General features: G+C 56.7%; 25 protein-coding genes and 3 tRNA genes. 18 read left to right on the forward strand and 10 right to left on the reverse strand.

Features of this window, described 5'->3' with window-relative positions; translation table 11 throughout:
* Window positions 1–11: 11 nt before the first annotated feature.
* On the forward strand, window positions 12–1,589 hold the full coding sequence (locus ABDK75_RS01965) for an efflux transporter outer membrane subunit (RefSeq protein ID WP_346004835.1): 1,578 nt from the start codon (window positions 12–14) through the stop codon (window positions 1,587–1,589).
* Window positions 1,590–1,616: 27 nt separating this feature from the next.
* Here the strand turns inward: ABDK75_RS01965 and fbaA are convergent, their stop codons facing one another.
* Window positions 1,617–2,690, reverse strand: coding sequence for a class II fructose-bisphosphate aldolase (fbaA, locus tag ABDK75_RS01970; RefSeq protein ID WP_346004836.1), 1,074 nt, complete (start codon window positions 2,688–2,690; stop codon window positions 1,617–1,619).
* Between the two features lie 161 nt (window positions 2,691–2,851).
* On the opposite strand from fbaA, the gene ABDK75_RS01975 reads away from it, so the two are divergent.
* From ABDK75_RS01975 to ABDK75_RS02000, 6 genes are all read left to right on the forward strand, one after another.
* Window positions 2,852–3,616, forward strand: coding sequence for a response regulator (locus ABDK75_RS01975; protein WP_064274614.1), 765 nt, complete (start codon window positions 2,852–2,854; stop codon window positions 3,614–3,616).
* A gap of 20 nt (window positions 3,617–3,636) precedes the next feature.
* Window positions 3,637–4,989, forward strand: coding sequence for an ATP-binding protein (locus tag ABDK75_RS01980; protein WP_046900660.1), 1,353 nt, complete (start codon window positions 3,637–3,639; stop codon window positions 4,987–4,989).
* A gap of 96 nt (window positions 4,990–5,085) precedes the next feature.
* A complete protein-coding gene (locus tag ABDK75_RS01985; RefSeq protein WP_046900986.1) occupies window positions 5,086–5,649 on the forward strand; it encodes a NifU family protein in 564 nt (187 codons plus the stop codon).
* Between the two features lie 3 nt (window positions 5,650–5,652).
* Entirely contained in the window at window positions 5,653–6,291 is a 639-nt protein-coding gene (locus ABDK75_RS01990) for a malonic semialdehyde reductase (protein ID WP_346004837.1), read from the forward strand.
* On the forward strand, window positions 6,282–6,908 hold the full coding sequence (gene tsaB / locus ABDK75_RS01995) for a tRNA (adenosine(37)-N6)-threonylcarbamoyltransferase complex dimerization subunit type 1 TsaB (RefSeq protein ID WP_346004838.1): 627 nt from the start codon (window positions 6,282–6,284) through the stop codon (window positions 6,906–6,908). The genes ABDK75_RS01990 and tsaB overlap by 10 nt, the downstream gene beginning before the upstream one ends.
* Window positions 6,909–6,946: 38 nt before the next feature.
* Complete coding sequence (locus tag ABDK75_RS02000) at window positions 6,947–7,351, forward strand: GNAT family N-acetyltransferase (RefSeq protein WP_346004839.1); 405 nt, start codon at window positions 6,947–6,949, stop codon at window positions 7,349–7,351.
* Here ABDK75_RS02000 and ABDK75_RS02005 read toward each other — a convergent pair.
* Entirely contained in the window at window positions 7,335–7,577 is a 243-nt protein-coding gene (locus ABDK75_RS02005; RefSeq protein ID WP_099211653.1) for a sulfurtransferase TusA family protein, read from the reverse strand. The genes ABDK75_RS02000 and ABDK75_RS02005 overlap by 17 nt on opposite strands.
* 87 nt (window positions 7,578–7,664) lie before the next feature.
* Between ABDK75_RS02005 and ABDK75_RS02010 the strand changes: the two genes are divergently transcribed.
* From ABDK75_RS02010 to ABDK75_RS02030, 5 genes are all read left to right on the forward strand, one after another.
* Window positions 7,665–8,072, forward strand: coding sequence for a MucR family transcriptional regulator (locus ABDK75_RS02010; protein ID WP_046900664.1), 408 nt, complete (start codon window positions 7,665–7,667; stop codon window positions 8,070–8,072).
* Window positions 8,073–8,172: 100 nt separating this feature from the next.
* Complete coding sequence (locus tag ABDK75_RS02015; protein ID WP_052750032.1) at window positions 8,173–8,706, forward strand: Fur family transcriptional regulator; 534 nt, start codon at window positions 8,173–8,175, stop codon at window positions 8,704–8,706.
* A gap of 74 nt (window positions 8,707–8,780) precedes the next feature.
* Window positions 8,781–9,611 carry a GNAT family N-acetyltransferase gene (locus ABDK75_RS02020; protein WP_174694812.1) on the forward strand — a complete coding sequence of 277 codons (831 nt, stop codon included), beginning with the start codon at window positions 8,781–8,783 and terminating at the stop codon, window positions 9,609–9,611.
* Between the two features lie 55 nt (window positions 9,612–9,666).
* On the forward strand, window positions 9,667–11,193 hold the full coding sequence (gene lnt / locus ABDK75_RS02025; RefSeq protein ID WP_232309168.1) for an apolipoprotein N-acyltransferase: 1,527 nt from the start codon (window positions 9,667–9,669) through the stop codon (window positions 11,191–11,193).
* A 57-nt stretch (window positions 11,194–11,250) separates the two neighbouring features.
* Window positions 11,251–11,769 (forward strand): helix-turn-helix transcriptional regulator, encoded by a 519-nt coding sequence (locus ABDK75_RS02030; protein WP_346004840.1) that lies wholly within the window; start codon window positions 11,251–11,253, stop codon window positions 11,767–11,769.
* 8 nt (window positions 11,770–11,777) lie between these two features.
* Here ABDK75_RS02030 and ABDK75_RS02035 read toward each other — a convergent pair whose 3' ends face one another.
* Entirely contained in the window at window positions 11,778–12,440 is a 663-nt protein-coding gene (locus ABDK75_RS02035; RefSeq protein ID WP_346004841.1) for a protein tyrosine phosphatase, read from the reverse strand.
* Between the two features lie 103 nt (window positions 12,441–12,543).
* Here ABDK75_RS02035 and ABDK75_RS02040 point away from each other — a divergent pair, with 103 nt between their 5' ends.
* Complete coding sequence (locus ABDK75_RS02040) at window positions 12,544–12,906, forward strand: hypothetical protein (protein WP_046900668.1); 363 nt, start codon at window positions 12,544–12,546, stop codon at window positions 12,904–12,906.
* A gap of 109 nt (window positions 12,907–13,015) precedes the next feature.
* Window positions 13,016–14,527 carry a globin-coupled sensor protein gene (locus ABDK75_RS02045; protein ID WP_346004842.1) on the forward strand — a complete coding sequence of 504 codons (1,512 nt, stop codon included), beginning with the start codon at window positions 13,016–13,018 and terminating at the stop codon, window positions 14,525–14,527.
* A 13-nt stretch (window positions 14,528–14,540) separates the two neighbouring features.
* Here the strand turns inward: ABDK75_RS02045 and ABDK75_RS02050 are convergent, their stop codons facing one another.
* From ABDK75_RS02050 to ABDK75_RS02060, 3 genes are read right to left on the reverse strand one after another with little or no spacing between them, the layout of a single operon-like run.
* A complete protein-coding gene (locus tag ABDK75_RS02050; RefSeq protein WP_046900670.1) occupies window positions 14,541–14,720 on the reverse strand; it encodes a Trm112 family protein in 180 nt (59 codons plus the stop codon).
* Window positions 14,717–15,397 carry an LON peptidase substrate-binding domain-containing protein gene (locus ABDK75_RS02055; protein WP_046900671.1) on the reverse strand — a complete coding sequence of 227 codons (681 nt, stop codon included), beginning with the start codon at window positions 15,395–15,397 and terminating at the stop codon, window positions 14,717–14,719. The genes ABDK75_RS02050 and ABDK75_RS02055 overlap by 4 nt, the downstream gene beginning before the upstream one ends.
* 4 nt (window positions 15,398–15,401) lie before the next feature.
* The gene (locus ABDK75_RS02060; protein WP_346004843.1) at window positions 15,402–16,346 is read right to left on the reverse strand and encodes a co-chaperone YbbN; all 945 of its coding nucleotides are present in this window, start codon (window positions 16,344–16,346) and stop codon (window positions 15,402–15,404) included.
* 217 nt (window positions 16,347–16,563) lie between these two features.
* On the opposite strand from ABDK75_RS02060, the gene ABDK75_RS02065 reads away from it, so the two are divergent.
* From ABDK75_RS02065 to ABDK75_RS02075, 3 genes are all read left to right on the forward strand, one after another.
* Window positions 16,564–16,638: transfer RNA gene (locus tag ABDK75_RS02065), tRNA-Gly, on the forward strand.
* Between the two features lie 134 nt (window positions 16,639–16,772).
* Window positions 16,773–16,847 (forward strand) — tRNA-Gly (locus tag ABDK75_RS02070).
* Between the two features lie 151 nt (window positions 16,848–16,998).
* Window positions 16,999–18,438 carry an FAD/NAD(P)-binding protein gene (locus ABDK75_RS02075; protein ID WP_346004844.1) on the forward strand — a complete coding sequence of 480 codons (1,440 nt, stop codon included), beginning with the start codon at window positions 16,999–17,001 and terminating at the stop codon, window positions 18,436–18,438.
* On the opposite strand, the gene ABDK75_RS02080 is transcribed toward ABDK75_RS02075, so the two are convergent.
* The 4 genes from ABDK75_RS02080 to ABDK75_RS02095 form a co-directional block, all read right to left on the reverse strand.
* Window positions 18,413–19,945 (reverse strand): carbohydrate porin, encoded by a 1,533-nt coding sequence (locus ABDK75_RS02080; protein WP_086633471.1) that lies wholly within the window; start codon window positions 19,943–19,945, stop codon window positions 18,413–18,415. The two genes, ABDK75_RS02075 and ABDK75_RS02080, sit on opposite strands and share 26 nt — an antisense overlap.
* A 189-nt stretch (window positions 19,946–20,134) precedes the next feature.
* A complete protein-coding gene (ppa, locus tag ABDK75_RS02085) occupies window positions 20,135–20,656 on the reverse strand; it encodes an inorganic diphosphatase (RefSeq protein WP_346004845.1) in 522 nt (173 codons plus the stop codon).
* A gap of 204 nt (window positions 20,657–20,860) precedes the next feature.
* Window positions 20,861–21,262, reverse strand: a complete 402-nt coding sequence (locus ABDK75_RS02090; protein WP_046900991.1) for a hypothetical protein — start codon at window positions 21,260–21,262, stop codon at window positions 20,861–20,863.
* A 115-nt stretch (window positions 21,263–21,377) separates the two neighbouring features.
* Window positions 21,378–23,516, reverse strand: a complete 2,139-nt coding sequence (locus ABDK75_RS02095) for an FUSC family protein (RefSeq protein WP_064274792.1) — start codon at window positions 23,514–23,516, stop codon at window positions 21,378–21,380.
* A 219-nt stretch (window positions 23,517–23,735) separates the two neighbouring features.
* On the opposite strand from ABDK75_RS02095, the gene ABDK75_RS02100 reads away from it, so the two are divergent.
* Window positions 23,736–23,809, forward strand: a tRNA-Ile gene (locus ABDK75_RS02100).
* The last annotated feature ends 56 nt before the right edge of the window (window positions 23,810–23,865 follow it).

A 23,865-nucleotide genomic window follows, 5' to 3' on the forward strand; every position in this document is an offset into this window, starting at 1 on the left:
GGAGTTTCTTTGTGAGCGCAGCCTTTCTATCCCGCGCGCTGCTGTCTGGCTGCGCCCTTGTTGCTCTTTCCGGCTGCCTGCGGGTCGGACCGGAATATCACGAGCCTCATCCCTGGTCTCCGGCGCACTATGCCGATCATATGGCAGGTGCCCCTGACAGTGTGACGAGCGAAGCTGAGGCTGCCAGCAAATGGTGGATAGTCTTCAAGGATCCAGAGCTGGTTTCCCTGGAAGACCGCCTGGTTCAGCAGAACCTGTCCTTCCGTCTTGCAACGGCCAATCTGGCACAAAGCCGTGCGCAGCTCATGATGGCGGGGGCCGAGCGCTTTCCCGGATTGAGTGCTTCTGGCTCCTACACGCGGAGTCAGTTCAGCACGAAACAGATGCAGGAAATCATCAATCGTGTGGGTGGCAATATTGCCAAGTCCGACAACGGGCTTTTGGGAGATCAGGGCAGTAGCATTCTCAGTGGTGCAGCCAGCGGGGCCACGATCCCTCTGCTGAACCAGTGGAAGACATCCATTGATGCCAGCTACGAAATCGATCTCTGGGGACGCGTGGCCCACCAGTACGATGCTGCCAAAGCGGATCTTCAGGCCACGGACGAAGAGCGCCGCTCGGTCCTGATCGCCCAGCAGGCCGATATGGCGCGTGGATACATGACGCTCCGCGGGGACCAAAAGCGCCTGAAGGTTCTTCAGGACAATCTCGGAACGCTGAAGCAGATCGTGGATATTTCCCAGAGCCGCTATCGCAGTGGTCTGGTCACGGAAGTGGATGTCGATTCCGCGCAGGCCCGGCAACATGACACCGAAGCGCAGGCTGCTCAGCTTCAGCAGGGGGTGGCGCAGGAAGAAAACGCACTCGCGCTGCTCCTCGGTGCGCCTCCAGGTAGCCTGAATGCCGAACTGAACAAGGACGCAGGCATCCCTGTGGTGCCGCCGGTCGTTCCTGTCGGGTTGCCGTCTGAACTGGCGCATCGCCGTCCGGATATCCGGGAAGCTGAAGCCAAGCTGCGTGCCTCTGTGGCAGAGGTGGGTGAGGCCACCGCCGATTTCTATCCGAAGATTACCATCAATGCAGACTTCGGATTCCAGACCCTGTCATTCCGTGATCTTGGATTCTGGAATGCGCGTGCGTGGAACGTTGGCCCGTCCATTTCCTTGCCGATTTTTCAGGGAGGACGTTTGCGCGGCCAGCTTGAGCTGAAGAAATATGCCCAGAAAGCTGCGGCAATTTCCTATCAGCAGACAGTCATTCAGGCGTGGCATGATGTCGATAATGCGCTGATCGCTTACCGGGATGAGCAGCTCCGTCATCAGGGGCTTGAGCGGGCTGTGAACGACAACCGCAAGGCGCTCCAGTTGGCCCAGAGCCAGTATCGCAGTGGCCTGACGAACTACCTGAACGTGCTGAACGCGCAGGGTCAGCTGCAATCCGCTGAAATGAGTCTTGCTGACAGTGATGCGACTGTCGCGACCAATCTGGCGCGTCTCTACAATGCGCTTGGCGGAGGCTGGGAAGAGGTTGTCCCTGCAGCGCAGGACGTGACCAAGACGAAGCTTGCCTCGGCAACGCCGGGTCCCTGAGACCCGGCGCTATCGCTGGGAGCTGTTTCAGCTCCCAGCGATGGACTGACCTTTGGAGCCGAGGATTTCAAAAGCCTCGCTCATCCGCTCCACAATAGACTTCTCACCCGCACGCAGCCATTTGCGAGGGTCGTATAAGGACTTCATGGGTTTGTCCGTGGCGGGATCAATCTGGTGCTGGAAAGCGACCGGATGCGTGCTCACATAGGAGCCGACGCCATGAGCAAATGCGAACTGGATGTCTGTATCCAGGTTCATCTTGAAGGTCCCGTAGGACACTGCATCCCGGATTTCTTCCAGGCTTGACCCTGATCCACCATGGAAGACCAGCGGGAGGGGCTTTGGCCCGCTTCCTGTGGCTTTCTGTACGGCGTCCTGAGAATTTTTCAGGATTTCTGGTCGAAGTTTGACGTTGCCTGGCTTGTAGACGCCATGAACGTTGCCGAAAGACGCGGCGATGGAAACCATGCCAATAGGCGAGAGCAGTTCCCAGGCTCTCAGCACGTCTTCCGGCTGGGTATAGAGATGCGCATTGTCCGCACCTTCTTCCAGATCATGGCCAACGCCATCTTCTTCACCGCCCGTAACGCCAAGCTCGATTTCCAGACCCATACCCAGCGGGGCGAGGCGCGTCAGAAGTTTCTCGGAAAGGGCCAGGTTGTCATCCAGTGTTTCGGCCGAGAGGTCGAGCATGTGGGATGAAAAAAGCGGGCGGCCTGTATTTTTGAACTCTGCTTCACTTAGGGAAATCAGGTCTTCCAGCCAGGGAATCAGCTTGCGATCAGCATGATCCGTGTGAAGGATGACGGCGATTCCATACTCCTTGGCCAGCAGATGGACGTGATGAGCCATCGATGCTGCGCCAAGAACGCGGGCGCGATGGGCATCCGGAAGACCCTCGCCCGCGAAGAAGCGTGCCCCACCGTTTGAAACCTGGATGATCACGTCCGAGCCGTTGGCTGCGGCCGCTTCCAGAACGGCGTTGACGCTGTTGGTGCCAACGACATTGATGGCTGGAAGGGCGTATCCGCCGTCCCTGCACGCCTGAAGAAGAGTTTGGTAGTCGGCGCCCGTTACGACGCCGGGAGAAACGCTTGTCATGGGAGACTCCGGTCGAGTGCAGGAACCGAGATAGGCTGTTCCTGCGTTTCGTGTATTGTAAGCCAGAAAATGTTTTCCGTCATGAGCGCTAAAGATAAGGGAACAGTTTCAGCCCAGATTTGTTGCTTGTGGTATCTGCCCTGCTGCGATTATGGAAAAGTATGGTGCCAAATCTTTCCGATCCCGATCTTCCCGCCCGTATCCTTGTTGTCGAAGATGACGCAGGAATGCGGACCCTCATTCTGCGCGCATTACAGGGCGGCGGTTTCCGCGCCCGTGGTGTGGCAAGTGGAGATGAGATGTGGGCCGCTCTTGAAGTGGCTCCGGTTGATCTCATCATCCTTGACATCATGTTGCCAGGCACGAACGGCATTGAGCTGTGCCGTGCCCTGCGCAATGGCCAGGGGGCCAGTCATGTTGACGAGACGCCTCCCTCGCAGGTTCCCATCATCATGGTGTCTGCCCGTGGTGAAGAACGCGACCGTGTGACCGGCCTCGAATCCGGTGCGGACGACTATGTGCCGAAGCCTTTCGGACAGCGCGAGCTTCTGGCCCGCGTCCGGGCAGTGCTCCGTCGTGGTAGCCCAAGTGCGGCACCGGAGAAGGTGCGGCGTGAAAGACTGCAATTCGCAGGCTGGATGCTGGACCTGCGCCGTCGTGAACTGACAGACCCGAGTGGGGCGACTGTCGATATTTCAGGCGCAGAACACGACCTTCTGACCAGCTTCCTCGATAATCCGCAGCGCGTTATTGCACGTGATCGTCTGCTGGAACTGTCACGGACCCGTTTGGGTGATGTGTCTGACCGCAGCATCGATGTTCTGGTCAGCCGCCTGCGTCGCAAGCTTGGTTCTGATGCGGACCAGTTGATTCGTACAGTCCGTGGACTGGGATATATTTTCGTGGCCGAGGTTGAACGGGTCTGAATATTCAGAATCGGATCCTGTTGTGGCCGCTGGGGCTGGTCGGTCGCGTTTGCGTCGTCCTGACCGTAGCGGTCACGCTGGTCTTTCTGGCCAACGCCGTTTTTTATGGTGAGGCTGAAACCTACATTGTGGATGATGTGCGCATTGCGCAGCTTGGAGAGGCCCTCAGTACAGATCTGAGGGTTCTCGCTGCTGCGCCTGTGACGCAGCGCTCCTTCCTGGCAGTCATGCTGTCAGGAAGTGAACTGAGTGTTGCCTGGCAACCCTCAACGGCTCTGCCGCACCTGCCGGGATATCGCCCTACTGTTCTGAGGGATCTCACGGCACGCTTGATCAAGGATGATCCCATCCTCGCGCAGGCCCAGCTCGATCTTTACACGCTGGGAACAGGTACACCCGATGTGCTCGGGTCCGAGCGCCTTCCTGATGGCACATATATTCATTTCCGTGTCCCCGGTCTTCTGGGGCACCACCATTTTACGCGCGGGCTAGCCTCCGCGGCGATTGCGGCAGGTGCTGTAGCGATCGCTGCAACCATGCTGATTCGCGGACTGAGCATGCCCCTGCGGGCTCTGGCTTCTGTGGCAGACAAGATCGGCTCGAATGAAACCTGGGTTCCGCTGGCAGAGCGTGGTCCGCGTGAAGTTCGCGGGGTTGCACGGGCCATCAATGCCATGCAGCGTCGTATCCAGAGCCTGATCAACGACCGAACGCAGGCTCTGGCTGCCGTTTCACACGATCTCCGCACGCCTCTGACGCGTTTGAGACTCCGGTGCGGATTTCTCAATGATGGGGAAGCGCAGGCCGCCATCGAGTCGGACCTCGATGAGATGGAGGGGATGGTCAACGGGATTCTTGCCTATCTCGCAGGCGCAGATGATCCGGAAAAACCTCGCACCATCAATATTGTCGCCACCCTTGCGACTTTGGTTGATGACCATGCGGATCACGGCAAAGACGCCCGTTATGAAGGGCCGGACCGTGCTCTGGTTCACGTCCGCCCTCTGGCTATCAAACGCGTTCTGTCCAACCTGATTGAAAACGCCCTGAACTACGGGGGAAATGCCCTTGCAACGCTGAGGGTTCAGGAAGACGGCGCCATAGAAATTTCCATTCAGGACAACGGCCCTGGCATTCCTGAGAGCGAATACGAGCGGGTTTTGGCGCCGTTTTATCGGCTCGAAGGATCGCGCTCTCGCCAGACGGGTGGGATTGGGCTCGGCCTGGCTATTGTAACCCGCGAGATTGCCCGGGAAGGGGGATATCTCAAGCTTGGGCGGGGAGACGCTGAAAAGGGCTATGGAGGTCTGTGTGCGACGATTGTCTTGCCTCCGGCACGCAAGCCTTCGATCGGTGCCCGTCCTCAGAGCTGACGGGCAAGAAGTGGGACTACGTTGGTCCAGACCCTTGCGCCAGCGGCTGAAGTGGCACATGTCAGGTGCGGACTGGCCATTGAGGACATGATGACGATGTTCATTGAAACCGAAGATACTCCGAATCCCGCCACGCTGAAGTTCCTTCCGGGTCGACCGGTCACGAATGACACGCGCACGGTTGATTTTGGCGAAGCTTCTGCTGCCGAAGGCCGCTCCGAGCTTGCTGAAGCCCTCTTTGCGCTGCCGGACGTCAAGCGCGTCTTCCTGGGAAGTGACTTCGTGTCCATCACCAAGGCGCAGGACGTCAGCTGGGGTGACCTCAAGCCTGTTGTTCTCAGCGCTCTGACGACGTTTTTCGAAAGCGGCAAGCCTGTTCTGGCTGGTGATGACGAAGCGCTGAAATACGATGTCGCGCCGGAAGACGCGGATGTCGTGACGCGTATCCGCGATCTGCTGGATACACGTGTTCGTCCCGCTGTTGCCGGAGATGGTGGTGACATCGCGTTCCGTGGTTATCGGGACGGGATTGTTTACCTCACGATGCAGGGCGCCTGTTCCGGTTGCCCGTCTTCCCGCGCCACGCTGAAGCATGGTGTGGAAAACATGCTCCGTCATTATGTGCCGGAAGTGCAGTCCGTCGAGCAGGTCGAGGACTGATCCATGGATGGCCAGACGTCTCTTCCCGTGACTGACGATCTGGCTTCCGGTCCCGTGCCGGGAGCCGAAGTGCTTTTCACGCAGGCCCGAACACCGCGTGCGTTTTCACCGCGTCCGGTCGGGGAAGATGTTTTGCGTCACCTTTACGATCTGGTGAAGCTTGGCCCCACGTCGGGCAACTGCTCTCCGGGACGCTTTGTGTTTCTGACGACGCAGGACGCTAAAGAACGCCTGCGCCCAGCCCTTTCACCGGGAAATGTCGCTCGCGCCATGGCGGCACCAGTTCTGGCTGTTGTCTGCCATGATCCCCTGTTCTTCGAGGCATTGCCGCGTCTGGGCGCAGATGAAGGCCTTCGGGACTGGTTTGCGGCGGATGTAGGACTCTCGGAAGAGACGGCTTTCCGGAACGGTACGCTGGAAGGCGGTTATCTTATTCTGGCGGCACGGATGCTCGGACTGGCCGCCATGCCGATGTCCGGGTTCGATGCGTTCATGGTGGAAGACGCGCTGCTGACAGCCTCGGGCTGGCGGGCGAATTTTCTGGTGGGACTTGGTTACCCTGCTGAAAATGAGCCTCATCCGGACCATACAGAACCCCGTGCGCCACGTCTCGACTTCGGCGAGGCGTGTCTGTGTCTGTGAGGACCGTTGTTTTTAACGGCGCAGGTGCCGGAACGGGATCGACCAATCTTGTAGCGCTCGTCGAAGACGGTCGTATCATTGCTGAACAGCATTTGGCGGGGAGGGGTGCTTCCGAGCACTTTGCTCCGGCACTACGGACTGTTCTCGAAGCTGGTGGTTGGTCTGGCTCGCCTGACAGGGTTGTTGCTGTAATCGGCCCAGGGTCTTTCACCGGCTTAAGAGCGTCACTCTCTCTTGCCGCAGGTCTGGCCGCAGGATGGGGGTGCCCGACGATTGGTGTCACTCTGGGCGCTGCCATTCGGGCTACACTTGGTCAGCCTGATGTAACCTGCATCAGTGTTGCCAGGCGCGGTCGATATTTTGTGGACCCACCGGCGGGCGAGGTTTTCGCAGTTTCTGCTGACGATCTCGACGCGTCTACATTTGAGGTTATTGCCGGCGACGCAGTGTCTGAGCGTGAGACGTGGCCTTGTCGTGTTGTGGCCTGTGTCGCACCGGATGCTCTCGGTATTGTCCGTGCCGCTGAGACGCTGCCTTCGGGGCCATTGATGCCTCTGTATGTTGACCCCCCCGAAGCCAAACCGCCCGCTGCCGGACTTCGCCCTCTCCCTCAATGACGCCGTCTCTTCCGGATTTAATATTTCAAGTCACGGGCGTGGAAAGCGCTCCGTTACTGGCGGCGCTTCATGAAGAAGCGTTTGCGGGAGGAGAAGTGTGGGATGCGGACTCCTTCACATCTCTTCTCGGTCTTCCCGGCACAGAAGCTCTGGTTGTTCTTAAAGCAAATGAGCCTGCGGGCTTTATCCTGACCAGAACCGTCATGGATGAAACAGAGGTCCTGACATTGGCTGTTCGACCGTCATTCCGGCGTTTTGGCCTGGGAAAATCTCTGGTTGAGCAAATACTTCCAAAAGGAAAAATATTTCTGGAAGTATCAATAAGTAACAATGCAGCAAAAAAACTTTATGATCGGTGCGGTTTCATAAAGGCCGGCCATCGACGTCGCTATTATCGTGATGGAAGCGATGCTCTGGTTCTGGTCTCTACGCCTTCAGAATGAGTAGGCAGTAAAGATCAGTGTCTTCCTGATGTGGTAAATTTTCTATTATTTTATGCCCAAGTGCTAGTACCGATGCAGTTACATTTTTTCTGGGTTCATCGCCTTTAACGATCACTTTTATTTTTTGACCAGAAGTCATGATGTCGAGGCGCGCGCGGACATATACAGTCGTCATCGGACAAATCTTGCTGCTTACATCAAGAAGAAATGTTTCATATTTTGTCATATTCTGGTTTTTCCTTGTTTTTGCTTGATGGTAATTAGCTTCTACTGATAGAGAATTCGTCGTTTCCGGATGAAGGACTATTACACTATGCCGCATGAGACTGCAGACCTCGATCTGCGCCATCTGACCGCCCAGATCGTTACCGCCTACGTATCCAGCCATGACATCGGAGCCGACGCGCTGCCGGGTCTTATTCGTGCGGTACATGATTCGCTTGCAACGGTTGATGTGCAGGAAGAGGTTCCCGCTGAAAAGCCGGTGCCAGCAGTTCCGCCCCGCAAATCAGTATTCCCTGACTACATCATCTGTCTCGAAGACGGGAAGAAGCTGAAGCTGCTTCGTCGTCACCTCAAGACAGCCTACAACATGACGCCGCAGGAATACCGTGAGCGTTGGGGTCTGCCGCCGGAATACCCGATGGTTGCTCCGAACTACGCAAGCCATCGTTCCTCCCTGGCACGCAAGATCGGCCTCGGCCGTCGTCGCGAAGACTGAGGATGTTTCCCGGCTTCCTGATCTTCATCCGCAGGAAGCCGGTTCTTTTATTTGCATCTCTGATTGGACAAATGGTCCGGTTTTCGGCTAGGCCGCTGATATGGTCGTAGATATGAAAATCGCGGACAGACGCGCTCGCACGCAAGGCCGGAAGCCAGAAGGTTCCGTCGTTGTCGATGATTCTCCCATTGCACGCCTCTGCGTGGAAAATGGTTTGAAGATGACAGGACAGCGCCGGGTCATTGCCCATGTTCTGTCTGAAGCCAGCGACCATCCGGACGTAGAAGAGCTTTATCGGCGCGCATCCGCCATAGACAGCCGTATTTCCGTTGCCACGGTTTATCGGACCGTGCGTCTTCTGGAAGAAAAAGGGATTCTCGAACGCCGTGATTTCGGCGGTGGGCGTGCCCGGTATGAGGCCAGCGACAGTGGGCATCACTATCATCTGATTGATGTGGACAGTGGTCGTGTCATCGAATTTGAAGATGACGAACCTGTCCGTCTGCTTACGCAGATTGCAAAACGTCTCGGATTCGATCTCGTCTCACACCGCATAGAACTCTTCGGTCATCGTCTTGAAAAAGAAACTCCGAAGCAGACTGTTGCCAAGAACAGGAACAAGAGCGGATCATGAGCACCAATCCGGCCGAGGAAAAAACCTTACCGACAGCCCATTCGCTCATCAGTAGTGAAGAAACACTCAAACAGATGGAGACCCTCTCCACGCTGGCTCTGAACCGTGACGGCGGTTTCCAGGAGCTTCGGGGCGGTTCTCTGGGTGTTCGCATCGCTGTTACCGAAGCCGAGCGTGATGCGGCTCAGGCCCTGCGGTATCGTGTGTTTTTTGAAGAACTTGGCGCACACCCGGACGAACGCGCATTCCGTACAAAGCGGGATGTGGACGAGTTTGACGAGGTTGCCGACCATCTTCTCGTCATCGACCACAGCATTTCTTCTGGTGCAGAAGGCGTTGTCGGAACCTATCGCCTTCTACGTTCCGATGCTGCCGAGAAGATTGGCCGTTTTTACACGGCTTCCGAATACGATATTTCGACCCTGACGGAATTTCCGGGACGTTTGCTTGAGGTTGGCCGGTCCTGTGTGGCTCGCGAACATCGTGGGCGTTCTGCAATGCAGCTCCTCTGGCGTGGTATTGCATCCTATATCTTCCTTCACCGGATCGACGTGCTGTTCGGTTGCGGCAGCCTTCCAGGCACAGATCCTGATGCGCTCTCCGATCAACTGACTTATCTGCATCATAATCATCTGGCTCCTCCGGCTCTCAGAATTCGGGCGCTGCCAGATCGTTATGTGGAAATGCTGCGTACGGACCCGCATACGCTTGATTACCGGGCCTGCCTAAACAAGCTGCCGCCTCTCATCAAAGGATATCTCCGCCTTGGGGGGTATGTTGGAGATGGTGCTGTTGTGGACGAGCAGTTCAATACGACGGACGTAGCCGTTCTGGTAAAGAGTGAACTTCTGGCGGACAAATATTACCGCCATTACGAGCGCCGCCTTCGGGACGCTCTGGACTGATTTCCGGCTCGGGCCTCTGTGGCACGGCCGTTTTTTCTAACGGATAATCATCTTCATGATTTCGACGCTCCCTGTGCGTGGCTGGCGACTTGCCGGCCTGATGGTGCTGGCAGGGGCGTTTTCTGCCCTGTCTCTTCCGCCTGTCTGTGCGCTTTTTGTGCTCCCTCTCGGGCTGCTGGTCCTCTATCGCGCCTCTGAGGATGCGGCATCCTGGAAGCAGGCTGCTCTTTGCGGCTTCCTGTTTGGAATGGGATTTCACACGGCAGGCCTGTATTGGCTGACCAATGCCATTCTGACGCGTATCCATCAGTTCTGGTGGGTCATCCCGTTCGCGGCTCCGGGTGTTGCGCTCATTATTGCCCCGCTGATGGCTGTTCCCGCGGTTCTCTGTCGCCTTGTGCCAGCTGGATGGCGGCGTATTCTGATGTTCGCCGGCAGCTGGACAGTCGTTGATATGGCGCGCGTCCTGATTTTTTCAGGCTTCCCCTGGAACCCGCTTGGTAGCGATCTGGAACTGCCGGGTTCGATCGGCAATGCACTGATCCAGCCCGCGTCCATTCTCGGGGTCGATGGTCTGACCCTTGCACTGGTCCTGGCATCTCTGGCGCTTTTTCGTGGGCGTGTGGCTGTTTTAAGCGTGCTCGTGTGCAGCGTGCTGTGGCTCGGTGGCGGCTACTGGCGGCTTGCCACAGTGGCTCCTTTGCCGATCAGTAATCCGCGTGCGGTTCTGGTTCAGGGGAATGTCTCGGAAAATGAAATCATCAACCGGCAGCAAAGCGTCGAAAATTTTCGACGCTATCTCCGCCTGACGGCTCAGGGCACGCAGAAGGCCAGATTGATGGGCGATGACCGGCCTGTGGTTGTCATCTGGCCAGAATCCGGCTTTCCGGGGCTGCTCGACGAGGATGAACTGGCCCGACAGGTGATCGCCCATGCAGCCGGCGGTGCTTCGGCAATGATTGGGTCAGATCGTGAAGAAAATGGCCACTGGTACAACAGCCTCGAACTGGTGGATCAGGATGGCAAGATCACATCCATCTATGACAAGAGCCGCCTGGTGCCATTCGGGGAGTACCAGCCCTGGATTATTCCCTTCAACGTGCTTCCAGGAGTTTTGACTCCGGGCCCAGGGCTCAAGACATGGGATCTACCTGATATTGGCCGTGTTGGCCCGATGGTTTGCTACGAGATCATTTTCTCGGGCTCTGTCGTTGCGCGGCATGACCGGCCTGACTGGCTGGTCACCATTTCCAATGATGCCTGGTTCGGCAACAGTGCTGGCCCACGCCAGCATCTTGCCACGGGCCGTCTGCGGGCAGTGGAAGAAGGTCTTCCGGTTGTCTTCGCGAACAACACGGGCATTTCGGCGATTTATGATGCTGTTGGCCGTGAAACGGTTCGTCTGGGCTGGGGACGGGCAGATGTCATTGTGAGTGATATTCCGTCACCCCTCTCACCAACGATATTCTCTCGGTATGGACGCGCCATTCCCCTGTCTCTGTCGATACTGTGCGTCTTGCTCTCGTTCTGGCCAACGGTTCGCCGCAAAAGAGAGCGGGTTGTAATGCGTCAAAAAGGTTAATATTGACAATCTAGGGTTGTTTTATTTACCTTCTCTTGGTCTCAGAGGAGGATCATCATGTCTACGGGTCACGTTAAGGCCGAGCCAAAGAGTGCTTCGGCTGCTGGCCCGGTCGATGTGCATGTCGGAAACCGCATTCGGCTGCGGCGCACGCTGCTGGGGCTTTCGCAGGAAAAGCTTGGCGAGGCGCTGGGACTCACGTTCCAGCAGATCCAGAAATATGAACGTGGTGCCAACCGCGTAGGGGCGAGCCGTCTTTACGATCTGGCGCGTGTTCTGGATGTGCCGATTGGTTTTTTCTTTGATGATATGCAGGATGCGGCCCCCAAAACGGCACCTGCCCCCGTTCAGCCCTCGGTCACGACGGGTTTTGCAGAAACGCAGGCCACTTTCGGCGGTCCGCCCCGTAAAGCGGTTCAACCGCCTCGGCTGTTTGATCTGCCTGCCGATGAGGCGGCATTGTTCAGCCGTCGTGAAACGGTTGATCTGGTGCGATCCTATTATCGCATTCCAGATCCCTCCGTACGCAAGCGAATGCTGGACCTTATCCGCAGCCTCGGCCCGGCAGAAGAATAAGCCAGAGCCTATTCGCGGCGCAGGACGCTATCGTTCAGGAAGGACGAAATCTTGCCCGCTTTGAAATCGGCCCGCAGCCGGTCTTCATCGTATTCGGTCTGAAGCCAGTCCATGAAGGAAAGACGCCCTTCGGCTTCAGCGCGGTAACGCAGGAAAAATGCGTCCAGGATGCCCGTGCGGGACCGGTTGAAATGTCCGAAGCGCCAGTGCAACTGCCTGAGGGCATCTGTTGCCGTTCCTCCTTCGAACATCACGACCAGCCCCGAAGCCAGTCCTGCGCGGTCAGCGCCTGACTTGCAGTGCATCAGCATTGGAAACTGAAGAGTCTGATACATGGCATGAAAGCGTAGGATGCGATCCTTGTGAGGCGCGCCCCGGCTCTCAAATGCCATATCCAGATGCGTCAGCCCCAGCTTTTCACTCGTGCTGCGGGACAGGGCATCGGACCCGCATTTACGATGCCCGCGCAGGTTTACGAGCGTCTTGAGGTGGAGCTTCTTCGTCATTCTGCGCAGACGTGACGGTGTTGGGTGGTTGCAACGCCATACCTTGCCAGGAACGACTTCCGAAAGATTTGTCCAGCCGAGGCGGAAGATGGAGTGGTCCACAAAGAGACTGTCCCACCAGGCCCGTCGCAGCGTGGCGGCAGAAGTAATCCGGCCTTCAAACATCAAAAAACGTCCTCGACTGTGGGGCATGAAGCAGCTTCAGGCAGCGCTGTGTCCCATTTGAGATGGGGATGCGTCAACCGCAAGGAAATGGTAATGTCAGCTTATGCGGTGGCTTTCTCTTTCCCTGATGGTGTCCTGCCTGTCCCTGACGGGATGTGGTGTTGGTTCAATGTTTGACGGACCGGCTGCGGATATGACCGCGCTGCCCCCGCCGGGAGCTGCGCCGGATAGAGCTACTCATCGCCGGCCTCATGCCAGTGGCATGTCCTATGCGGACGATGCGCCCGTCATGCCGATGCCGCCTGGGGGGATGAGCGAGGAAAACCGCCCCCGGGAAAGCAGCGCTCCGTCCTCTGAAGGAATGACCTTCGGGACGAGTGGTGTAGGTGGCAATACAGCCGACATCACCCCGCGCCCTGCCGTGCCGGATACTGAAGTGTCATACGGGAAGAATAGCGGAAATTAAGGACAGCGAGGCCGTCTGACGGTCCGGTCTTCATGATTGCGTAACTATTGGCGTGGTAGGGCGAAAGCGTCCTCACCAGTGGGCCGAGTTGACGTCTTGGAGACCAGAAATGACCGAGCAGGTCGCGGCAGATATGAAAGAGCGCCTTACCTTTTTGGGGATTGGAGCCAGTGAGAAGGCCCTGATAGCGCGAATTGGCCAGCAAGTCCGCCGGATTTTGCCTCCCGCGCTTGACCGGTTTTATCGCCGTGTGGACGAGACTCCAGCGCTTGCCCGTTTTTTCTCAAGCTCTGCCCATCAGAATTCAGCCCGCACACAGCAGGAAATGCACTGGAGCCGTATTCTCGAGGGTGATTTTGGCCCCGATTATGTCCAGAGTACGCGGGCTATCGGGAATACTCACGCCCGGATTGGCCTGGATCCACAGTGGTATATCGGCAGTTATGGCTTGCTGGTCGAAGGTATTGTCGCAGGCGTTATTCAAGATGCGTGGCCAAAGCAGAAACAAGGCTTTCTTGGCAGGCTGTTCGGTAAGCGCCCATTAGGTCTAACCAGTCACGATGTTGCTGCGCGGGTAGGCGTTTTGGTGAAAGCCGCGTTTCTGGATATGGAGCTTGGCCTTCAGACATACACATTGAATTTGGATGGGCAGGAGCGTTCGCGCGCCGAGAAGGAGCGCACTGAAAGTCTGTCAGCACTTTCAGAAGCTCTTGCAGATTCGCTGGACCGCATGGCTGAGGGAGATCTTGTACAGGATATTGATCCGGAGCTCGCCAGTCAGGCAGCCCGGATGAGCGGAGCCTTTCAGCGTGCCTGTAGTGGGCTGGGGCGAATTGTGCAGGGTGTACGCTCTACGTCGGGCGTGGTGGAGCATCGCGCCCGAACACTCAGCAGCTCGTCCGAAGACATCGCGTGTCGTATCGCGGAGCAGGTCGATGCACTGGGGACAGTATCGCGTAACATCACGCAACTGACGACGTCCGTAAAGGAAGTGGCGGAAGAGGCGCGACAAGCAGATGAGACGGTTGAAGCCTGCTGTCAGGAGACAGGGCAAAGTACGGAAGTTGTCGCTCGGACAGTTGAAGCGATGGCCAAAATTTCGGAATCATCCACGCGGATTGTTCAGATTATTGGCGTTATCGATGAAATTGCCTTCCAGACAAATCTTCTGGCTTTAAACGCAGGCGTAGAGGCTGCGCATGCTGGAGATGCCGGGCGAGGTTTTGCCGTTGTCGCTCAGGAAATACGCGCTCTTTCCCAGAGGTCCAAGACTGCCGCTTGCGAGATCAAGGAACTGATCAGCAGCAGTATGGAAGACGTAGAGCGTGGCGTGAAGATGGTTGATGAGACGGGGGCTGCACTCGGCAACATCAGTGCATCTGTGAATCGGCTGGGAGAAGCTGTGGGGCAGATTGCTTCAGGTGCGGAAGCTCAGGCTCAGCGGATCATGGATATCAACACCAGCACCACACAGCTTGAAGCTGTGACCAAAACCAACGCCGCGATCGTGAGGCAGATGAGCAACTCCAGTCAGGAGTTGGTTGGGGATGCTGCTCAGCTGATGAAGATCGTCATGAACTTCAAGGTTCAGAACGATCTTCCAGCACAGCATCAGCTCTGAAGAAAATCTTCAGTCAGAGCGAACGTGCTTCTTCCGGCAACATGATGGGGATGCCGTCCCGGATCGGGAATGCCAGCTTTGCGCGCGGGCTGATGAGTTCCTGCGTGTCACGGTCATAGGTGAGCGGCCCTTTGGTGAGGGGGCAGACCAGAAGAGACAGGAGGCGAGGGTCAAGTTCAGTATTCATGGTCATTCCATGCCTTTTGCCAGAAGATCCAGCAAGACCCCGGCGCGGTCATCCAGCGTGCTTGCTTCAAGAAGGGCCTGTTTCTGCTCAGAACTGAACGGAACAAGCATCGGCAGGATGACGAGCAGCATGTCATCATCCAGTTCATCAAGCAAAGACCAGTCGGTCTGGAGCTGATGTGCTGTCAGATAGCTTTTCAGCCGGCTTAACAAGCGTGCCCGATTGATCGGGGAGGGGTCGCTTTCCAGCAGATCCGAGAAGAAAGGGGAGGCATCAATGGTGCCTTCCCTCCAGCCACGCTGCGTCAAGCCTTCCATCAGCAATCTGAAGCGGGTGATGCCCAGAAGCGTGATGGAGAACGTGCCGTCAGAATATTCCGTAAAGCTGGTAATTCTGCCCAATGTCCCGATGTTATGCAGGACCGGTAGAGGATCGGATTCGTCCTCTTCCTGAGGCTGAATCATCCCGATGAGACGACGTCCTGCAAGCGCGTCTTCCAGCAAGGCGACATAGCGGGGTTCAAAGACCGTCAGAGGAAGATGCCCGCCAGGCAGGATCATGGCCCCGGAAAGTGGGAAAAGCCCGACCCGCGGTGGAATGTCAGCAAGAGTGAGGTCCGCAAGAGCTGGAACCCTGCGCGGGATATCATTCAGATCCAGAAAGGTATCGGGCGTTTTCGTCATGGGATTACGAGAACAGGAGAGAAGAGAGCTTGCGACGCGCAGCAAGCGTTACAGGGTCCGTATGGCCCCACGCTTCGAAGAAACGAAGCAACTCGGTTTTGGCAGCGCCGTCGTTCCATTCACGGTCCTGACGGATAATTCCCAGCAGAACATCCGCAGCATCAGCGCGATTTCCCGCAGCATTGAGTGCCCCAGCCAGTTTGAGCTGGATATCAAAGTCAGTCGGTGAGGCGGCGGCCTGCTGTTTGAGAGTATCCAGTTCGGAAACTGCCGCTGCACCTTCTATTTTGAGGGCGAGTGCCGCACGTGCTCCCGTAATTTCAGGATGGTTATTAAGCTTGGCAGGGATCTGGCTGGACGCTTCTTCTGCGCCCTCTAGTTCATCGAGAGCTAGAAGCGCGCGGAGCATCCCCCCCCATGCTTCAGGGTTTTCAGGTTCTGCATCGAGAACCTGCGCGTAGAGGCCGACAGCTTCTGCGGGCTGGTTTTCGGCAAGGGCTGTCTTGGCTGCGGCCAGAATATCTGCTGCGGGCATCGTGCCGCCAGAAGCTTTCAAAAGCGATTCGACAAAATGACGAATTTCACTTTCTGGCTGTGCACCCTGGAAAAGATCCAGAACCTGGCCCTTCCAGAACGCGACAACAACGGGAATGGACTGAAGCGGAAGCCCCATCTGAGCCAGTTGAGCCGCGAGGGACTTGTTGGCCTCTACATCGACCTTGACCAGACGAACCCGTCCGTTGGCAGCATGGACGATCTTCTCCAGAACGGGCGTCAGCTGTTTGCAGGGGCCGCACCACGGGGCCCAGAAATCCACCAGAACCGGGATCTGCTGGCTGGCCTCAACCACGTCCGCCATGAACGTCGTCTGATCTGCTTCGACGATGTATGCGGCCTTGCCTGAAGACGGGGACTGGCCAATCAGATGTTCGTCAAAAGTGCTGCTCATGGAATGGAAGCCATCCTGCTGGGAAAATCTAGTTCCGTTGAAGATCGGGCCTGATGGCTCTGTGTGCAAGGGCGCTTTCGCGGGAATGCTTTTCATCTTCCCAGAAGATCATGGCGCTTTCTTCACAAGAAACGGTGCAGATTGAAAAATTGACTGAGAGGTCCATTTTCTCTCTTGCATGTCCCTGAAAGTTCAGTAATAACACCGCCCACGGAACGCGGGTGTAGCTCAGGGGTAGAGCACAACCTTGCCAAGGTTGGGGTCGTGGGTTCGAATCCCATCACCCGCTCCAGTTTGAAAAAGACGCCTTAGGGCGTCTTTTTTCGTTTCTGGCTCATAAATATTTCCTGATCAGGAAAATGCTTTTCCACTCGTCTTTCCTCTTGCGGATATTGCAAGTTTCCGCCATAAGCCGCCTCACGGAATGCGGGTGTAGCTCAGGGGTAGAGCACAACCTTGCCAAGGTTGGGGTCGTGGGTTCGAATCCCATCACCCGCTCCAGTTTGAAAAAGGCGCCTTAAGGCGCCTTTTTTCGTTTCTGGAACCTGAAGTGCCTCAAGGTGGCGTTCTGTTACGATAAAAGTCGCATGGTTGCAGAAAACGTAGCGATGATCAGGGCATTGTCCAGCCCCGAACAGAGTGATGCGCCTTCGTGGAAAATCCTGATCCGTCCTGTCCGGTCATTGCCATTATCGGAAGTGGCGCCAGTGGAACGCTTCTGGCCTGGTATCTTCGCAAAGCAGGCTGCGCTGCGAGACTGATTGTTGTTGGAGATGCGCCAGAGCCGGGGCGAGGGCTGGCATACGGCACTCCCTGTCTCTCACACTATCTGAATGTCTGCGCGTCCGGAATGAGCGCAGTTACGGATGACCCATCGCACTTTCTGGCGTGGGTACGAGAGCATCATGATCCACATATCAGCGCTTCAGATTTTGTTCCCAGAGCGATTTATGGGCGCTATCTCCAAAGTCTGTGGACAGAGGCTGCGCCAGAATACCATCAGGGCCATGTTCTTGCCTGCAACAAGGCGTATCAGGAGTGGAATCTTACACTCGCTGACGGGGCCTGTATTGCCACGTCCTATGTCGTTCTCGCGACTGGAAATTTTTCGCCCGTCGTGTTGGCAGACCCGCGGCGTTTAGTGCCCGGATACTCTCCTTCAGCATGGCAGGATGATCTTTATAGTCGCATTCGCCTTGATGATGACGTTGCTCTGATTGGAACGGGGCTGACAGCCGTTGATGTTCTGGTTCGTTTGAGACAGCAGGGGCACAGAGGCCAGATTACCGCTATTTCCCGGCATGGATGGTATCCGACCTCACATGCAGAGGCGCCTGCGGCGGGGGTGGATGATGTGTGGTTCGCCACGCCCCCGAGTGCGAGAGCTTATCTTGCTTTATTCCGGGCATGTCTGCGCAAAGGTATTTCCTGGAGGAGCATGGTCAATGCTCTGCGTGCCCATACAAACGCGCTCTGGGGCCGACTGCCAGTAGAAGAAAAACGTCGCTTTGCGCGCCATCTTCAGCGGCGATGGGACATCGTGCGGCATCGAATGGCGCCAGCACTCCGATCAGTGCTTGATCATGAAACCGAAGCCGGGACTTTGAAAATCCTGAAAGGGCGCGTGGAGCAGGTCTTCGCGGTTTCAGGCGGGGTGCGTCTTAGCATTCAGGGAGCAGAACGGCTTCGTTGTCTCGACGTAGATCACGCCGTGAACTGTACGGGGCCAAGTCGTGATTATCGGACAGTTGGCTCAGCTTTGTTAACAGGATTGCTTGAGACAGGGTCGGCAACACAGACCCCATTCGGTGGCTTGGTTTGTGATGACAGGGGCGCTTTGCAGGATGCCTCGGGCAGATGGAGTACGAGCCTGTATGCCATTGGCCCGATGCGCTGGGGGACGGTCTTCGAAACAACAGCCATACCCGAAATTCGCCAGCAGGCTGCTGAACTGGCTTATCATCTGGCTGCTCAGGTGCAGTCCTCGTCTCTTCAAAACAGTCTGGCCGACGAGGTCCGGGTACCAAAAGCGGCCAGTCACATATCTGACTGGCCGCTGGGAAAGGTTAGAAGAACTGGATGTGGCTCTTGAAGCCGAGCATTGCTGCATTATGCAGTGCAGCCTGGCCGCCGGGACGGAAGTAGTACTGGAAGTCCGGTGCGAAGGTCACGCCACGCATCACGTGGATACGGTAGTTCGCTTCAAGAACTTCGCCATAGTTCTGGATCCCGTAAGATCCGTTCATGAGTGACATCCCACGAGCAAGCTGAAGGCGCTGAGTATCGGACACGCTGCCTGCAACACGAACGTAGGTGAAGTTCACACCAATACCGTCCAGCGGGCGAGCCTTCCAGAAGCCGCTGTCCACAAACCCGATTTCATACTGCTGGGCACGTGTCTGGGTGCGGGGGCTGTTGGCGTAGAAGCCACCCAGCACGACAAGGCCTGCGTCCGGATTTCCGGGCGTATGATGGCGCCAGACCATCTGATCCGCCAGGAACCAGGCTGCCCAGGAGTAATTGACCGTGCGCTGCGCCAGACCTGAGATGACATACGGGTTCCCGTTGACATCATAGTAGTTGTCTTTGTGCGGTGCATTGTCGATGGCGTAGCCGACCTTGTAGTGACCCGGCAGGTGGTCCTTGCCCACCAGCGGCTCCCAGCCAGCTTCCACTGGCACAGCTTCGCCATTGATGTCTGCGCCGTTGAGCTTGAAGCCCGTCCGGTACTGAACGTTGTTGTAGATGCCTGCCTGCGCGAAATACACGCCGGTCTGAATGTATGTGCTTTTTGTTGGGCGAACGCGGATACGGGCCGCCCACACAGCATCTGGGTAGGACGAATGGGTTGTGTTGTCAGACGATGCCTTCGGGTTACCGCAGAAAGCATTGTTCTGGAAGTTGCAGTACAGCGGGTTAGCGGAGAAGTCGTTCAGGAACGGAATACGTCCGGCAGCGACGTCAAAGTGACCGTTTCCAAGTGTTTCCTCACCATAAGCATAGACAAGGTGAACGACAACGTTGCCGCCTGCGCCATAGATTTCGGAGCTGGGGTTCAGGTTGTCACCGAACATGCGGCTGGCGGGAATACCGTAACGGCCGACAACGACGGCATGGGTTGAGAAGCCGCGGATACCAGCGAGCTTTTCCCAGTCGATATCGTTCTCAAGGCTGTACTGGCCTGCGTTGCTGCTACCCTGACGAAGCCCATAACCCGGGGTCGGCTTGGTGATGGCGCCCGTGTATTCGTTGGTGTTGTCCATCATGATCGCGATGCCGCGGTCACGAAGCCACTTGTTCCAGCCAAACGGGTTGGTCAGCAAGGCCTCAGGCTTGGGGAGCGGGGGGACCTGCTCCTTGTCGAACGACATGATGGTAAGCGGGGTGTTAACGCGAACACTCGGGTTTTCCGAGTTCTGGTCTGGCCAGTCCATAACCGTGATGGGCGCGAGAACGCGCACGGTCGTAACCTTGTCGCCAGCCTTTGACTGAACGACGGTCGTGACAGGTGCGGGAGCCTTGGTCGCGCCTTCAGCGGCGGCGATGGCGGGCGTAAAACAAACCGCACAGGCTGCGGCATAGAGATGCAGGCGAGACAAGTCTCTTATCCTCGGGTATCAGGTTGCGAGATCTTCGTAACACTTTTTCCGGGATAAAGAACAGAGATTATGAGATAAATTTCTAAAAAATCACGTTCATATGATATAGGCTCCGTTTTTCAGGAAAAAACAAAGCCTATACCAAGCGATGTAAACTATAATCCGTATAAAACGGATCACAACATCGTATTATTTGGCTGCTGCGAGTGCTGCCTCGATGACTTTACCAGCCTCTTCCTTGCCAGCCCAGCCTGTTACCTTAACCCATTTGTTGGGTTCAAGATCCTTGTAGCGCTCAAAAAAGTGCTCAATCCCCTTGCGTGTGATCTCTGGCAGGTCGTCGATGGACTTCACGTCCGTGAACTGCGGATGGATCTTGTCGTGCGGGACGCAGATGATTTTTTCATCCTGGCCGCTCTCATCTTCCATCTTCAGCATGCCGATCGGACGTGCACGGATCACGGCGCCAGGAACGACGGCTGCCGGAGCCAGAACGAGGGCATCAGCCGGGTCACCGTCAGCGGCGAGGGTGCCAGGAATGAAGCCGTAAGCTGCCGGATAGGCCATCGGCGTGAACAGGAAACGGTCCACGAAGATCGCGCCGCTATCCTTGTCCACTTCGTACTTGACCTGAGAGCCCTGCGGGATCTCGATAACTACATTAATGTCGTTCGGCACGTCTTTGCCGGGCGAGATCTTGGAAACGTCCATGATGTTCACGTCCTGAACTGGTTTTAAGACGGCGGAACCTTAGCTGTCCTGCGCCTTTCTGCCCAGAGCGGAAGCAAAAACATGATGGGGAGCTAATGCGTTAGGTGCGGGGGTGAGGGCGCTCGCCAGATCGCCAGAAACGCAAAACGCTCCAGCACAAGGCTGAAGCGTTCGTAGAAGCCGATAAACTCGGAAAGTCAGGGATCAGAGAAGCGGCTGTGCGGCCTTTAGGGCATTGTGGCAGGCTGCGCGACGGTCATCTTCGTTGGTGTAGGCCACCAGATAATAGCGCTTGCCATTGCTGTTGAAGAAGCCAGCGGTGCCAAGAGCATAGTCTTCATTGCCAACCGTCTGTTCGGTGGCCTTGTATTTTTCGCTCAGGCCGTAAAGAGCCGGGTTGCCTTCATCATAAGAGAGATACTGCAGTTCGACGCAGTAGTTCATGATTCCTGCAAGATTGGCAGGAGAGACGCCCGTGAAATCTTTGCCAGGCGTGCCCTGAACGGCAGCAGGAGGCGGTGGCGACTGTTCCTGGGCCATAGCAGCCGTGGACATCACGCCGAGGCCAAGAGCTAGGCCGAGAGCGGGCACGATACGACGAAACATGACGGTATCCTTTCTGAAGACCCTGTCTTCCCGCGGCACTCCGCGGTTGAAACGGAACATTTCCCCCCTTTTCGTGAAAAGAAAAGTCTATTTCAGAACATTTCTTCGTGAGCACTCACACGGGAGGGTCGAGATAGGGGCTCTTTGTGTCAAAGAATATCTTGTTGGTGTTCAGTTCCGTTGCAATGACGTCCAGAGCCGTCAGGGCGGCGATCAGCACGAAGCGCTGACGAGGGCGCGATTCGGTTGTCTCACAGTCTCGCAGTCTCTGAATGGCAAGGAGCGTGGCGCGCAGTGTTCGTCCATAATGCCCGTGATAACGCCCACTGAAATGGCTCATCCGTGCCAGAACCAGCTCAAGAGCCTGATGCGCGCGGGGATTGAGAGACGCATCATGGTTGATAGCGCGAAGTCGGAGCAGGTTCAGCATGACACGCATCGCGGAAAGAATCCCCGCCAGATAGGCGTGAACGACAGGAGACGGTGTATTCCCTGAGTTGGTCATCAACCGGACGAAGCGGTCCACGTTGCGTGAGACCACTGTATCAAGTGTGGCGTTCGTTTTCCCTTCGGCAATGTGATGCAGGTCCTGAAGGATGTGTTCTCGCATGGTCCAGCGTTGGTGCGCCGGGTCATAAGGCAGGAAAACACGGTACATCCATGATGTGTACAGCAGGCCCAGAACGAGTGGCATGGCCGTATTGAAATAGACGATTTCATCCGTTCGGCCCTGATTGGACGGGCCTAGAAGGATGGGCAGGAACAGGTTGTAAGAGACGGCCGGAAGCGTCAGTGGCGGATAGGCAAAGGCCAGCCCGCCCAGCATCATGGCAACGCCAGACCACATTCCGAGCATTTCGAATGTTGTGGGTTTTCCCAGCAAAAGCAGATCGAGTACACCGCCAGCCAAAACGGCGCAGCAGGCGCCATGCAAAAAGGCCTGTGTCGCGAGGGCGGGGCGCTCCAGCGTAGAGAACAGGCTGCATGCAATCGCGACAAACATGATGAATGTCAGGCCGCTGGGCCACGCTGTTGCAATCCAGATTACACCCGCCCCAAAGACAGTCACCGATGAGCGGAGGCTGTTAACGATGGCCTGGCGCCAGTCCCGATAGGAGCGGATAGGCTCATGGAAATGATCGTGAGGCTGAGGATTGCGGCTGGCTTCGAACTGCCGCAGAGCCATTCTCAACGCATCAATCAGTTCGACCAGAGACTGCTGCAACATGCCGTGGCGAAGCATGGCAGCGCGGTCTTCTGCTTTGGGAAGAACAGTATCGAAATCTTCTACGACCCGGCGTCGGCAGTCCCGTCTGATGTCTCGCAGGTCGCTCAAAATTGCGTCCATGCTCTCGGTGCTCTCCAGCCTCGCGGGCAAGGCGAGAAACATGTGCTGGATCGTTTTGGCCTGTTCGAGGAACGCGTCATCCTGACTGAGGGGAAGACGCATCAGCGTGGCAAGGTCCATGGCCCGCGCCAGGAGAACAGCGATGTTCGCCAGCGCGGCGCGCGTATGATCGCCCGCATGATCCTGTCGTCCCAGCTCGACCTCAGCGAATTCAACCTGATCCCCCAAAGTGGTGATGCGGGTGAAGACAGATTGCATGGTTTCCAGAGCATCAGTCTTGCCCGCAAGGATGTCTGCGATGGTCGAAAGTGCTGGCTTTAAAGTGTCTTCAAATGTGCTGGTAAGTTGTTGGCGCGTTCGTTTCGTGAGGCCGAGCTGGAACAGTCCGGAAATCGATGCTTCCAGAACAATGCCCAGCACAATGTATGTGGCGCGCGAACTGGCAATTTCGAAAATGTGGTGCGGGTCCGCGATCCCATCGAGGGAGACAATGGCGTAGGTGAAGCCCGTCGCCCGCATACCGTGAATACGGTAATTGGTCATGGAAGCCGGCCCTGGCATGAACGTGCCAATCAGGCAGAACAGCCCGATGCCTGCGGCCAGAAGCAGAATGAACATCAAGGGCGCCTGAGGGCAGACCGCGACGAGGATCACGCCGCAGATCACGCCCAGCACCATGCCGAACAGATGCCACTTCGCCTTTGCCAGACTGCGCCCACGTGTGCCCTGCGCGACCATCCAGACGGTCAGGGCTGCCCATTGAGGGCTGCCAAGCTCCATCTTCAGGGCAATCCCCAGCGCGAGCAGGGACGTCAGAGTAGTTCGGAGAGCGTAGCCGGCCATGACCGGGTCCGGGCTGTAGAGCCAGCGGAATTTTTGCAGAAAAGCTGTCGCGCTTGCCTGCATCACTGAATGTGCGGCGTTGTAATGTGTTTCAATGAGCGTCCAGCCACGTCTTCCCCCAGAATAATGAAAACCGGTAGGTGCCTTCTCGAAACGGCGGCAATGGCCTTCTGAGGCCAGTCGGGGACGGGAGGCGTTTTGACACATAATGCAAAAAAAGACATTTCACCATGTCAGCCCTTGCAAAAATGCGTCAGGTGAGCGATTTCGTGCAGCTACCGCGCGCCTGTAGCTCAATTGGTTAGAGCCGGCCGCTCATAACGGCTTGGTTGGGGGTTCGAGTCCCTCCGGGCGCACGGTGTTCTATTTTGTCTGGCGAGCCTGTCTGCCGCCACTCATTCCGCACTCCACC

The sequence above is a fragment of the Gluconobacter sp. OJA genome (assembly GCF_039638325.1).
Taxonomy (GTDB): Bacteria; Pseudomonadota; Alphaproteobacteria; order Acetobacterales; family Acetobacteraceae; genus Gluconobacter; species Gluconobacter cerinus.